Origin of the sequence: Psychrobacillus sp. MER TA 171 (assembly GCF_023713305.1) — a bacterium.
Taxonomy (GTDB): Bacteria; Bacillota; Bacilli; order Bacillales_A; family Planococcaceae; genus Psychrobacillus.
In genome coordinates this window covers 112433-126990 of sequence record NZ_JAMAWN010000001.1, presented here as the reverse complement: position 1 = coordinate 126990, position 14558 = coordinate 112433, and the positions used below count along the sequence as shown (strand labels likewise).

Below are 14558 nucleotides of genomic sequence, written 5' to 3'. Positions count from 1 at the left end.
TTGATAATTATTTGGATTTAGGATCTAATGCATCTCTAAAACCATCGCCTAGCAGGTTAAAGCCCAGTACTACGAGCATGATTGCTAGTCCAGGAAATAATGTCATCCACCATGCTTGACTTAAAAATGATTTTCCTACATAAACTAGTGCTCCCCACTCTGGATTAGGTGGCTGAGCCCCTAGTCCTAAAAAGCTAAGCGATGCAGCAGAAAGTATGGCACTACCGAATTCTAAAGTTGCTAAGATGATGATTGGAGAGGTAACATTCGGCAGGATATGTCTAAATATTATTTTCCCGTTCCTTAGCCCTAGCGCTCGAGCAGCCTCTACATATTCCGTTTCTCTAATCGTTAAAACTGCTCCTCTGACAACTCTGACAAAGGAAGGAACAGCCGATATAGCTACTGCAATCATTGCATTTGTTAAACCTACTCCTAAAACAGCAACAATCGCAATAGCCATTAGTAAGGATGGGAAAACCATTAAAATATCAATGAACTGCATGATATAAATATCTGCTTTTCGGTAATATCCGGCAACGACTCCTAATAGAACGCCAATTGTTCCTGAGATAACAACTGCGAACAAGCCCATCAATAAAGAAACTCTACCTCCGTAAAGAATACGAGTCCAAATGTCTCTTCCAAATTCATCTGTACCCAACCAGTGATCTATACTTGGCCCTTTTAAGCTATCCTCGAAGTTCATTTCGTTTACAGGATATGTTGCAAACAATGGAGCAAAAGCTGAAGTAATGATGAAAAATAGTAATATGCAGGAGCCAATGACGGCTCCTTTGTTTCTCTTCATCTTTTGAATAAAGGTAGTTTTAGAAGACTTCCATTGAGTAGGTTCTAAAGTTAAAGTATTGGTATTATCTACAGGTTTCAGCTTTCTCTCTCCTCTCACACGACTCTTTATTCGTATTGAATACGAGGATCTAACTTCGTATATAGCAAATCAACTATAAAATTTACAAGAATGATAATAGAGCCCATAAATAGCAATAACCCTTGAACAGTTGGAATATCACGGGTAGATATCGCTGCAATGATTAGGCTGCCGAGTCCCGGGAGTGCATATACAGTTTCCGTTACTACTGCTCCCGCCATTAAATAACCGAACTGCATACCAATCAATGTGATGACCGGTATTACCGCGTTTTGTAAACAATGTTGGAAGATTAATCGGTATGCCCCGGCACCCTTCGCTCGAGCAGTTCGTATATAATCCTGTTTAATCACGTCGAGCATGCTGGAGCGAGTCATTCTCGCTATACTTCCCGCCGTCCCAAGCCCTAAAGTAATGGAAGGAAGTATGAGAGAGTAAAACCCGCTATATCCTGAAATCGGGAAAATACTTAACTGGTAAGAAAATAACAGGATTAAAAATAGTGCAATCCAAAAACCTGGTGCAGAAATACCAATTAGAGCCAAAGTCATCGCTAGTTGATCATAGATGGTATTCTTTTTTACAGCGGCTAATATACCAATACTTATCCCTAAAACCGAACCAAACAAGATACTATAGAATGCTAATTGTGCAGTTACCGGTATCCGATTCATAATCTCTTCCACTACGGTATAACCAGTTATAAAAGAGGTTCCTAAATCTCCTTGAAATGCACTCGCCATGTAGGATAAATATTGAACAGTTATTGGCCGATCTAATCCAAGTCTAGATTCTAATTCCTGAATAGATTCCTCTGTTGCATAGTCACCGAGTATATGATTGACTGGATTACCAGGGATTAAGTGAATAATCATAAATACTAAAATGGAGACCCCAATAATGGTAATAAACATTGTAGTGATTCTTTTTAGCAGATAGGATGACAAGTTGACGCCTCCTTTTGTACAAAGTATGTTACTTCTATTTCTTAACTTTTACTTCTTTCCATTCGATACTTCCTTCAATTGGATGGACTACAAAACTTTCAAAATTACGAACTGCCGTAATATTTTCTTTTACATATAGCGGCACAAATGGTGATTCCTCCACGAGCATTCTCATTGCGTCTTCATAGAGCTTTAATCTAGCGTCTTGATCCATTTCAATCGCAGCCTGATCCAAAATGCTGTAAATTTCTTCGTTTTCATAATGAAGCCGCTTGGATTTTTCTTTCCCAAACAATAAGAAGTTCAATACGTCAGCATCTGGCCATCCGAAGCTCCAAAGCAACATTTGGTGTGCCCCTTTAGGAGTTTGTTCAATTATAGTTGCAGATTCTTTTACTGAGATGTTTATTTTAATACCGATTTCCATTAATTGATTTTGGATAACCTGAGCTGCTCGTTGGTTGGCCGGGTCATCGTCTACCCATAAATCTACAGCAAAAGGCTTGCCATCCTTCATCGCTACTCCATCTTTATTCGTTTCCTTCCAGCCTGCATCCGCTAAAAGCTTCTTTGCCTGCTCAATGTCTCTTGTATATTTTTCTTTGGCCATTGTTTCGATTTCCTCGCTATAGCCAAACGCAGCTTTTGGTAATGGTCCAAATACCGATTTTGCCTCTCCATTTAATGTATTATCTATAATAGACTCTCGATCTATTGCCATTGCAATAGCTTGTCTAACATTTTTATCTTGGAAAATAGGAAGCTTATTGTTCCAGCCTAAATAACTTAGGACGTCCCCAGGTACCCGTTCAATCGTCACTTCTGAATCCTTCTCTAAGTCCTCAATATATTGGTAAGGTACATTTAATAAAACATCTAGGTTCCCTTTCTTAAACTCTAAAATTCTAGTTTCTTCATCTGGTATAAATCTAAATTTAACACTATCAAATCCTGGCCCGCCTTCGTTCCAATCAAAGTCTTTATAAGGCTCATAAATTAGAGAGTCACCACGGTTAATCTTCGTCAGCTTCAGAGGGCCAGAACCACTAGGATTCTTCTCAAACCCTTCTCCTTTTTCATCCAAAACAGAACTATCTAACGGGGACAAAAAGTAAGTTGTTGCATTGATAAAAAATGGTGCAAACTGATCCTTCCATTTAATCTTAAATGAGAATTCACTGACCACATCAATGCTCTCTATATCTCCAGCATTCGTACTAAAAGGAGAGGATGCAACCAATCTTTCGAAGGAAAACTTAACTGCCTCTGCGTTAACCGGCTTCCCAGAATGGAATTTCTCTCCCTCTTTCAAATTAAAAATAACCTCTTTACCGTCCCCTATAATTTCGTAATCAGTTATTAAATTTGGTACGATATTCCCCTCATTATCCAGTTTCAGTAACGTATCATATAATGCAGTATTCGCTTCCCCAGTCGACGATGTTCGATGAATATCAACAGAATCAGGCTCCGATACTAAACCTACTACGACCTCCCGCGAACCACCCTTGGAATCCGATTTCTTCCACCAGTTACAGCCGGACAAAATAAGTGCAACTACAATGAAGATACTGAAAACCCCTAGTAACTTTCCTCTCATTTCCCTCATCCCTCCATTTTCCTATGGCAACTTGTCCATACCGGAAATTTGTATTACCAACAATATATTCATGGAGGTGGGTAGATATGCTTTAGGTTAGAAACTATTGAATGTTAAACATGAAAAATCCCCCAAAGAATATCTCTTTGGAGGATTTATATCAGTTTAATATTTAGTTATTAGTAATTTAGGGATTATATTTATATTATTATAGGCATTATTTATACCTTCAACAGCTATTACTTCTAAAGGCCCTGATAAACCTGGTGTTTTACCTACTGCAATAACTTCTCCAGATAGTTTATCGTCCTCATTAGGTCCAAACTTCACTTTAAATCCATTAGTAGTTTTAGAGAAAAGGTTACTATTTTTATTGTTAGTGTATTGAACGGTTGTACCATCTTCATCCTTTAAGGTAATATATGCAGAATTAGAAATTATGGCATTGTCTCTAAATACTATTGCATTGGCACGAGAAATTGGTGCAATTGTGAATTCTAGTTCTTCATTAGTAATATCTTCATCAGGAGTTTTCCCATCGCCTACAGATTGGATATTAAAAGGTCCTTCAATTACTCTAAAACTAGTACCACTATTATAAGCTGGAGTTAATTTCCCAGCAGGTTGTTGAACTATATAAAAATCATTTATAGCATTTTGTTCAATACTCGTTTTATATTTCCAGGTTCCATTAGAGCCTATTCTCACTTTACCAAGGAGAGCTCCTGTATTCTTAAAGAAGAATACTTCATAATTAGGTTGGCCTGTCCCTGAGAATTCGCGCTGGTTTCCTAACATACGGTAACCATAGGCGTTTTTATAACCAAATTGTGAATCTAACAGTAATGGCACTGAGTAGTGGTTAACTGAGATATTGAAAGAAGATGATGAATTTGTTTGATAATTTCCGTTTACAATATCTTCAATATTCAATGCAGATTTAAAAGTATCTAAAGATACCGCTACATCTTCATTTTTATAAGTATCTGAGTAACCCTTTAAAATATATTTGAAGCCGTCTGAAGTGACAAAATAATTATTCGTATTGTCTATATAGCGGACTGCTTTATTTGATATAGTACCTGTTTTTGCAGGCGCATAGAAGTTTAAAGTAGGTGATGTTTGTGTGTCAGCTACTCTATTATTTTCTAATCTATTAAAGGTGATTACTTTGTCTAATGCTGGAGTATTTGCGTTGCTCGCCGTAAATGTAATGTTAATAGTACCATTTTTGTCAGGCAATACATTTACACTTTTGGATCCAGTAATATTATTTTCTATTCCGTTAATGCTAAGTACTTTTAATCCAGTAGGAATATCAACTTTTATTGTACTATAACCATAACCAGAAAAAGTGCCTGTTAATGCGAGTACTTCTGAAGTGTCTCTATGTTGAATTGTAGAATTACCCATTTGAATAGGAATGATAGTTCCTGGTGCAATGAAGCTAGCGGTACTACCTTTATACTTTACTGAATACTTCACACTTGGAGTTTGAGCAGATGTGGTTAAGGTTACCGTTAATCCATCTCTACTTAAAGTTGCATTCGTGATTAATAAAGAATTATCGACAGTAAATTCTGAAATTTGAACTGATGATATAGCTCTATTCAACTTTAAATTAAGTGTTGTATTATCTATTCTAGTAATGGAGGTAATTTCGATAGGCAAAGCATTTGTTACTGAGGTTAAGCTACTTTGAAGTCTACTTTCCCATTTTAGAGCATTAGCATCTAATATCGCTTGAGCTTCATATATCTTTCTAGCAGCCTCTGCTTGTCTAGATAATCTAATATCTTCAGCGGCTCCTTTAGTTAGCATATGAACCGTAACATCATTTTTCAATTCATTAATCAGCTTCTCAGCTGGACCCTTAACTACGTTTCGAATTCTATCTCGAGTAGATTGTCCATACACTCTATCTAATAAAATGGTTTGCTTCCGAAACTCTGCAGTCATTTCATGATATGTTTTTTCCACTAAATCAAGATTATTTGCTGAAACAGCTGTAGAAAGTGCAATTGTTTTATCGTTAATTTTGGTGCTAGCAGTAATGGCATCTAAGTACCCTTGTGCTCTTTTTAATTGTGTTTTTGCTTCTGTCAATCTAAGATCATACTTCAACTGTTCGGAAAAGCTTAGCTTTTTTATTTCTTTCTCTGCATTTGCGATAGCAACTTTCGCATCATTAAATTGACTCCATGGCTGAGTTACCCCATCAGCCGATCCTTCTATTGAGATAGCCCATTTTAATACAGTGCTTGAATTTTGGACATTCGTCATTAGTTGGTCAATGTTACTAGCTGCGTCTGCTTGGTGTGGTGCGATGGCAACGATTGCTGAGGTAGCTAATGCGGTAGCAATTGTAATTTGCCTAATATTTGATCTCATGTTCATTCTCCCTGTTACCCAAATTTTATAGTCACTTTAATGTGAAGACTATTTCTTTATTCTATATGGATTGGAAATAATCCTTCAAAAAATCTTGAATTTTTTTGCTCTACTTAATATATTGAGGATGTTAGCATTAATGATATTAAAAAACGCAGCTAAAATCCTAGGATTTTAGCTGCGTTTAATTTTAACTAAGCATTTTATTAAGAATTAATATCCGAAAATATTAACCATACCATTAGTGCTTAATTTTAAACCATATTGGTTTTCAATACCTGTAACTGCATGGACTGATAATGAACCAGTAAGTTTATTATCTCCACCAGAAATGCTAGAAGGAGCGCCAAAAGTAATTGCAAATTTACCTTCATTACCTGCACCAGAAACTTTTTCAATCTTAGTTCCATTTACACCATGTGTATAAGTAGCGCGAGTAGAGTCACCATCTTGAAGTGTAATTGTTGCACCTGCTTTAATAACAACTGTATCGATTGTTTTTACAGTATAAGTTACTACATCACCATTTAGTGACTCATCTGCAGTAGTACCTGAAAGAACTTTATCAGGAGCAGCACCGTTAGTTTCGAATGCAGCAGCTAATACTGGTAGTGGAGCTGTAAATCCAGCACCTGTAGTACTGTAGTCTGGTGCAATTTCATTAACTGAAGTTGCTTGACGTGCAGAGAAGTTTACTGGAACTCCTGTAGTTGGGTCAACCGGTACAGTAGCTGTCCATTTCCCATTAGCTAATACAGTTGTTTTAGCAACTGGACGAGCTTTAGATGTATCATAAACTGATACTTCTCTTCCTACTTCACCAGAACCAGTTAGAGTAATAGTATTTCCTGCAACACGGAAAGCAGGAGTACCAGTTACAAGTTCTTGATCTACTTCGAAATCAGCAGTTTCGACTCTATCAAGCTCTAATTTTAATACAGAGCTTCCGTCTTTAATGTATTGTCCAGTAACAACATCACCTTTAGATAACTTAGATTTAAGAGTATCTAATGTAATAATGTTACTGTCTTTATCTTGATATACATTTCCAGAAGCCTTTAATAAATATTTGTTTCCAGAATTAGCTACAAAATAATTGTTCGCTGCATCTACATACTCAACAACACCAGTTGTTGTAGTAAATACTTCTGCATCATCTAGAAGATAGAAGTTTAATGAACCTGAAGATTTAGATTCAACTACTGATCCGTTAGATCCTGTTAGAGTTTCAAATTTAATTTTTCCACCAACAGCAGGAGTAGTAGTGCTGTTAGCAGCAACTACAAGAACAATTTGTCCGTTAACTGGAGAAATCATTTCTGTTGTACCTGATGCAATTGTAGAAGCAGTTGAACCATTAACGCTAATTACTTTATATCCAGTAGGTACAGTAACGTTAACTGGATTGTTATTAGCTGTTCCTTGTGGTGTTTTAAAGCTTGCTACTAAAGCAATACTTTGTGTTGTTTCAGCGTGAGACGCTGCAGTGTCTAAAGTAACATTACCAATTGGTGCTGCTACAGTAGTAAATTTAGCGGAAGAACCTTTATAAGCTACAGTATATTCAGTTCCAGCTGCTTGTTTATTAGTTGTTAAAGTAACTGTCTTTTTATCAGATGAAAGGACAGCACTTGTTGCAACTAAACCTTTATCAAAAGTAAACTCTGAAGCTGCTACTGCAACAACTGGTTTACTTAAAGTAACTACTAAAGTAGTGTCATTTAATACAGAAACTGTTGAAACAGATAATGGTAAAGCAGTTTTTACATCATCAACTGATTTTTGTAAAGCTGTTTCCCATTTAAGTACGTTTGCATCAAGGATTGCTTGAGCTTCAGCAATTTTTTTAGATGCATCAGCAAATTTGTTTGCTTTAAGATCAGTATCTGCTGCTTTAGCTAACATATTTACAGTTACTTCGTTTTTCACGTCTGCAACTAATTTTTCGATAGATGGTTTAACTTTATTACGGATTTCATCACGTGTAGATTGTCCGTATACGCGATCTAAAAGAGCTGCTTGTTTACGGTACTCAGCAGTTGCTGTGTGGTAAGCTGCTTCTACTTTTTCGATATCGTTAGTTTTAATAGCTGAATCTAGACCAGCTGTTAAAGTTTTAATTTTTTCACTTGAAGTGATTGCATCGATGTAAGCTCCAGCACGTTTAACTTGTAGTTTTGGTTCAACAAGTTTAGCGTCAGTGCTTAATTTTTCAGATCCTGAAAGTTTTGCTGCAGCTTTTTCTGCATTAGCAATTGCTTTTTTAGCTGCATTGTAGTGATCGTATGGACGATCTACGAAGTTAGCAGAACCCTCTACTGAAATAGCCCATTTAAGAACTGTACCTGCATTTTGTGCGTCTGTGATTAATTGATTTACATTTGTTGCTGCATCTGCTTGTTGAGCTGCTGGTGCTGCTGCAACGAATGCTGAAGCTGCTACTGCAGTTGAAGCTGCAATTTTAATAGCTTTTTTCTTCATAAACTTGTGATCTCCCTTCGCTTGTGTGTTGCATTTTTTTTAGTGTGTAAAAGCGGTCGCCTGATCGCGTCCATTATCATCACCCTAACAATATATGAGTATACCCAACTCTTATACTAAAATCAACCAATAATATAGAAAGTTTACCAGTTTTTTTAAAGAATGATGTTATGAAAGCACCAGTGACTACATTACACTTTCCATAATACAGTAATATTACCATTTAGGCTAGTCTTTTTTAGAATTTTTTCTTTTTACAATATAGTTTGATATATTCTTGCTTATCTCCATTTATTAGGATAAGTCTGATTAAAAAAATAATTTTATATTTTTTAGAAAAAGGCGTGCATTTTTCCAAATATATGTTATGATGTACAGTATAGAAGGTTACTTATAAATGTGTAACGCCGTAAACTTGTTTGTACATTAATTAGTGTGCAGCCTTCTACTTCCTTCGTTTTATCGCTCAAGAAAAGAAGCATCTGATCTTCGGATGCTTCTTTTCTTATTTTATGAAGAGAATTTATAGATGGAAATTAACTTAGCATCGACTCGTTCAGAGGTCGATGTTTTTTATTGTTTTCTACTTCTTTTTTTAAATATACAAATAGAACCGATTTTACTTATACTTCCTTTTTAGGTTTATAATCTCTGGATTCCTTATCTTAAAATGATATTTTTATGACCCATCACGCATAGTACAATCGCACTTGACTATTACCTAATAAACCTAATCACAAACTTTTTTCATCGTAATATCTCTTTTTAAGTTGTAAAACTCCTGTAAAATACTTGAAACACTAGTCTATTAAGCATAGGAACTAAGTTTTATATCTTTGGAAAGATTCAAAGAGAATTTGCTATATTTATATAATGTCTGCCTTTAAAACTGCTAATTATTACAAGTGCCAGGCACCTGTAATACTATTGAAATCTAGCTTTTCTTCTATATAAAGGGGGAAACACAAAAAGAACCCCTCTATTAAAGAGCGGTCCATGTTTGTGAATAGCGGTTCTCTGAGCGCTTTAATTCAAGTTTATTTAGTTTAATATTGTACGTAAGATTTCTACTGCTTGATCGATTTCATCACGAGTTACTGTTAAAGGTGGCAGGAGACGAATGACGGTTGGTCCTGCTCCTACTAATAGAAGACCGGCTTTTTCTGCTTTGGTTATGTATGGTGCCGCTTCGTCTTCACAGACGAGTCCTAGTAATAAGCCGGCACCAACTATCTTGTAGGATGGCAGTGTTTCGTTTAGTTTATGCATAAAATACTCGGACTTTTTATTAACCTCATCTATAAATTCCGATTCAAATACGTTTTCTAGGACTGCTTGGGCAACAGTGACTGCAAGGGGGTTCCCTCCGAATGTCGTACCATGCGTGCCAGGACTGAATGTTTCTCCTAGTTCACTTGTTCCTATCATGGCGCCAATAGGGAATCCACCGCCAAGACCTTTTGCCAGTGTCATAATGTCTGGCTTTAATACGGTTTGCTCGTAGGAGTAGCGGGTACCTGTTCGGCCGATGCCTGTTTGAACCTCATCTACAATCAATAGTATTCCCTTGGATTCACATATATTAGAGATTGCTTCGGCGAATTCAGGGGTAACTTTGTTGACTCCCCCTTCTCCTTGGATAACCTCCAGCATGATCGCACCGACCTCTTCATCGATAGAAGCCTCTAGCTGCTCCACATTATTGAATGGCAAAGTTTTGAATGTCTCTAGCACTGGACCGAAGCCTTGACGTACTTTTTCCTGACCAGTTGCGGACATTGCTCCAAACGTTCTGCCGTGGAAAGAGTTTTCGAAGGTAATAATAGTATGTTTCCCTGTATGCTTGCGTGCGAGCTTGATGGCAGCTTCGTTTGCCTCGGCTCCACTATTGCAGAAAAAAGCATGGGAAAAGTGAGTTTCTTCTATTAGAGTGCTAGCAAGTTGCTCTTGCTTTTTACTTTCGAATAAATTGGATGTGTGCCAAAGCTTTTCGCTTTGCTCTTGGATTGCTTTTACAATGGCAGGGTGCACATGCCCTAGGCTGAGCACCGCTACGCCACTAGTGAAATCCAAGTATTTTTTGCCCTGATCATCAGTGACGATTGTGCCCTTTCCTTCTATTAAATGTACGGGGCGTCGGGCGTAGTTTGGAAAAAGAGAACTCATGCAAAAACCTCCTGTTGAACTATCGTTGTGCCATTTAGCTTTTCATCTACAATTTTAACTGACGGAATACCTTCTTTTAGGCAATCCATAGCTGCAGTGACCTTGGGAATCATCCCGCCATATATGTCTTCGGATGCTATCCATTTCTTGATAGAGGATGTTTGCACGACCTCTTGGACTTCTCCGTTTATCTTAATACCTGGTGTGTCTGTTACTAGAAGTAGGCAATCGGCTTTGATTGCTAAAGCTATCTTGCTTGCTACTGTGTCTGCATTTATATTGAGTGGTGTTGCGTCTGGTAAGCAGCCAATACAGGAAATGACTGGTGTAATACCGTTTACAAGCAGTGTTTCCAGTATGCCGGTGTTTACTTTTTTTATTTCCCCGACGAAGCCGTAAGTCTCCTTGTCTAAGAAGTCACATTCCAACAGATTGCCATCATAACCGCTTAAGCCGAGGGCAGCAATCCCGTTTTGATTGAGCTGGAGCACTAGAGCTGGATTGACCTTCCCGACGAGTGTGCACTGGACAATGTCTACCGCTTCCTCGGAAGTTACTCGGAAGCCATTAATAGTAGTGGAAGCTACTGCCTTGTCTGCTAGTGCTTTATTGATAGCCGGACCACCGCCGTGGATGATTATGATTTCATTGCCCTCAGCTTGTAGCTTTTTGAAGTTTTTGAAAAACTGTTCATTTAACCCTTCCAGCATACTGCCTCCAAGCTTAATAACGATGCGATCAGGAACGATAGGTTGCATTGATTTGAACGTAGTCATAAGTCAAATCACACCCCCATGCAGTTCCTTGGCCTTCCCCTTGGTTCAGTTCGATTAAAAATTTCACTTCTGCCTGCTTCAAATAAAGCATCGTTTCTTCAGAGAATGGGACAGGCTCCCCATTTTCTACAACCGGTGTTGGACCGATTGAAATCTTAATAGCGTTCGGATCTATCGTTGCACCACTGTAACCAACAGCACAAATCAATCTTCCCCAGTTGGCATCACTGCCGAAAACCGCAGTTTTAACTAGTGGTGAGCCTACGACCGTCTTGGCAATTTTACGCGCCTCCTCATCGTTGACCGCACCCTTAACTTCTACCTCAATCAATTTGGTAGCTCCTTCTCCGTCTTTTGCAATCATTTTAGCTAAATCCAATGCCACGGTATGAAGCGTTTGGACGAAGTTATCCCAGTCTGGATGAAGTGGAGTTAATGAATTGTTTTCCGCTAAGCCGTTTGCCATCACGACTACCATGTCGTTCGTGGATGTGTCGCCGTCTACTGTTATGGAGTTGAAAGTAACATCAGTAATGGATTTTAGTGCATCCTGCAGATGGTTTGATTCGATATTGGCGTCTGTTGTGATGAAGGCGAACATTGTCGCCATGTTAGGCTCGATCATGCCGGACCCCTTGGCGGTTCCTGCAATGATGACTTCCTTGCCATCGATGATGGTTTTATAGGAAGTATCCTTCGTAACTGTATCTGTCGTCATGATTGCCTGAGAGAAATTGATAGCTCCTTCTAGCTCGTCGATTGGTTCGAGGTGTTTGATTCCCGCTAGGACTGGCTCCATTTTCATCATTTCACCGATAACGCCAGTGGAGGCAACTCCAACTAAGTTTGGATTAATACCAAGCTTTTCTGCTGTTTTTTCCTGCATCGTGTAGGCGTCGATTAGGCCTTGCTTTCCTGTGCAGGAGTTTGCGATTCCTGAGTTTACAATGAGTGCTTGCATTTTCTGTGTGGTGTATACGACTTCCTTCGTTACGATGAGTGGCGCACCCTGGACTGCGTTCGTCGTGAAAACCCCAGCAACGCTAGCGGGCACCTCACTTGTGAGTAGGGCTAAGTCTTTTTTCTTGTGCTTAACGCCGCAGTGGATGCCGGTCGCCTTGAAACCTTTTGGTGAAGCGATGTTTTTGTAGGTGATGCGCTTCATCGTCATTGTTTCTGTCAACATGGGGTTTCCTCCTTTTAAATGAATAATGGAACGAGCGATAATCCGGTCGTTTGGTTGAGATTGAATTGAACGTTCATGTTTTGAATAGCCTGCCCGGCTGCACCCTTGACTAGGTTGTCGATGACCGAGACGATTGTTGCTCGGTTCGTGCGCGGATCTACTTTTACGTGAATATCGCAATAGTTAGAGCCATACACTTGGTTTGTGCCGAATTTATTCGTATCTTTTATGATTCGTACGAATGAATCGTTTACGTATGTTTCTTGTAAAGCGTTTACTAGGTCTGCTTCTGTGACGCCATCGTTTACCGGTGCGTAGCTTGTTGCCAGAATCCCCCGGGTCATTGGAACAAGATGCGTGGTGAAGGTGATTGGCGCAGACTGGTTTGCGAACATTTGAATGGCCTGCTCAATTTCTGGAATATGCTGATGCTCATGCAGCTTGTATATTGCCGTGTTTTCGTTTGTTTCACTGTAATGTGTCATTTGGCTCGGCTTGTTGCCTGCTCCAGAGATACCACTTTTAGCATCAATAACGAGATGACTTACGTCGATTAGGTTCTCTTTAATAAGCGGTAGCAAGGAAAGCAGGACGGCTGTCGGATAGCATCCGGGGTTTGCGATCAGCTGAGCTTCTGCGATTGCGGCTGTGTTCCATTCTGTTAAACCGTATACGCTTTGCTCTACCGCATCCGCCGGGGCTGGTGATTTTTTATACCATTGCTCGTATGCAGCTAAATCCTTTAGACGAAAATCACCCGATAGATCAATCAGCTTCGGCTTTTTACCGATAAGTGCTGGTAGTAAACTCGATGAGACCCCTGAGGGAGTGCTCGTAAACAATACATCATACTCTGCTAATCTATCAGACTCAATTTCGAGAAGCGGCAGGTCATGAATATTCATTAAATGTGAATATTTATCCGAAAAATGTATACCCTGTTCGGATGAAGAGAACAGATCAACGACTTCCACTTCAGGATGATTATGTAAGAAACGAACTAACTCAAGCCCACCATACCCTGTTGCTCCAATAATACCTACCTTCATGCACTCACCTCTTACCATTTGTTAGCAATATTATAACTATGTATAAATATAAAGTCAATTGTATTTTTATTTGTTTTTAGTAGTTTTTATGGGTGAATTATTATATACATATTGTTACAGGTGCCTGGCACCAGTAACACCTTCGTTATTGACAAAAGCCAATCTAGTTGGAGTGTTTCCACTTAGATTGGCTAGTTTGTACAGATAATAGGTTGTGGAGTTTTGTTACAGGTGCCAGGCACCTGTAACAAAACAAAACTCATAAAAAAACAAGTCTGTACTAATTATTGTGCATAGTCTCCGGTGTAGTTGACTAAGGAGCATTCGATGACGCCTTCTATGTCCCCTATGGTTTTCATGAAGGCTGTGTTGTCGTCTTTTAGATTGATTTCTACTGTTTGTTCGGTGAAGTTATTGCGGACGGATTTGGATTTGAGTTTAGCTCCTAAGCTTTTTAGCTCTGCACGGATCTGATAGGTTGCGTCGTCTGTGTACCTAATGACTAGTAAATATGCTTGGTGCCTTACTTTCTTTTTGGAAAGCCATGCGATGGTGATACCAAATGCTAGGGAACCTATAATCGCTAATGGGTACATTTTTGCTCCTGTTGCAATTCCTGCAGCTATCGCCCAAAACATATAGACAATATCTAAAGGATCTTTTACGGCTGTTCTGAAACGGACTATGCTTAGTGCCCCTACCATTCCGAGCGATAGAATAATGTTAGTACTAATTGTCATGATAATTAGAGAGGTAATCATCGTCATTAAAACAAAAGAGACATTGTAGTTATAGCTATATACAACGCCTCGAAAAAATTTCTTATATATCCAGTAGATGAACATGCCAATAACAAAAGAACAGGCTAGGCCTAGAAAAATATCAATATAGGAAACACTACGAAATGATTCGAGATGAATAACGCTCTTTTTTATAACGTCTTGAAAATTTACAGTATCATTCATCATTCTACTCCTCGGCTACTTATTTTAATTGATATAAAATATTGCATTAGCCTGAGCAGAAAACAACCTGCTCGAGCTATGCTAGTGGAGATTATTCTTAATTTT

Annotated in this window: 10 protein-coding genes; all 10 read right to left on the bottom strand. The window is 38.6% G+C overall.

All coding sequences use genetic code 11. The features are described 5' to 3' along the window. Positions 1-7: 7 nt before the first annotated feature. Entirely contained in the window at positions 8-811 is an 804-nt protein-coding gene (locus tag M3627_RS00580) for an ABC transporter permease (protein WP_251552546.1), read from the bottom strand. 107 nt (positions 812-918) lie between these two features. Next, positions 919-1839, bottom strand: coding sequence for an ABC transporter permease (locus tag M3627_RS00575; protein WP_169359509.1), 921 nt, complete (start codon positions 1837-1839; stop codon positions 919-921). Positions 1840-1873: 34 nt separating this feature from the next. Continuing rightward, positions 1874-3439 carry an ABC transporter substrate-binding protein gene (locus tag M3627_RS00570; RefSeq protein ID WP_251552545.1) on the bottom strand — a complete coding sequence of 522 codons (1566 nt, stop codon included), beginning with the start codon at positions 3437-3439 and terminating at the stop codon, positions 1874-1876. A 165-nt stretch (positions 3440-3604) separates the two neighbouring features. Continuing rightward, positions 3605-5830 carry a hypothetical protein gene (locus M3627_RS00565; protein WP_251552544.1) on the bottom strand — a complete coding sequence of 742 codons (2226 nt, stop codon included), beginning with the start codon at positions 5828-5830 and terminating at the stop codon, positions 3605-3607. 213 nt (positions 5831-6043) lie between these two features. Continuing rightward, positions 6044-8311: a hypothetical protein gene (locus tag M3627_RS00560; RefSeq protein WP_251552543.1), complete on the bottom strand. Its 2268-nt coding sequence runs from the start codon at positions 8309-8311 to the stop codon at positions 6044-6046. A 1041-nt stretch (positions 8312-9352) separates the two neighbouring features. Next, a complete protein-coding gene (locus M3627_RS00555; protein ID WP_251552542.1) occupies positions 9353-10477 on the bottom strand; it encodes an acetylornithine transaminase in 1125 nt (374 codons plus the stop codon). Next, positions 10474-11253 carry an acetylglutamate kinase gene (gene argB / locus M3627_RS00550; protein WP_251552541.1) on the bottom strand — a complete coding sequence of 260 codons (780 nt, stop codon included), beginning with the start codon at positions 11251-11253 and terminating at the stop codon, positions 10474-10476. The genes M3627_RS00555 and argB overlap by 4 nt, the downstream gene beginning before the upstream one ends. Continuing rightward, positions 11216-12439, bottom strand: coding sequence for a bifunctional ornithine acetyltransferase/N-acetylglutamate synthase (gene argJ / locus M3627_RS00545; RefSeq protein WP_285841603.1), 1224 nt, complete (start codon positions 12437-12439; stop codon positions 11216-11218). The genes argB and argJ overlap by 38 nt, the downstream gene beginning before the upstream one ends. A 14-nt stretch (positions 12440-12453) precedes the next feature. Continuing rightward, positions 12454-13488 (bottom strand): N-acetyl-gamma-glutamyl-phosphate reductase, encoded by a 1035-nt coding sequence (gene argC / locus M3627_RS00540; protein WP_251552540.1) that lies wholly within the window; start codon positions 13486-13488, stop codon positions 12454-12456. Positions 13489-13772: 284 nt separating this feature from the next. After that, on the bottom strand, positions 13773-14453 hold the full coding sequence (locus tag M3627_RS00535) for a DUF4956 domain-containing protein (RefSeq protein ID WP_251552538.1): 681 nt from the start codon (positions 14451-14453) through the stop codon (positions 13773-13775). Positions 14454-14558: the final 105 nt, after the last annotated feature.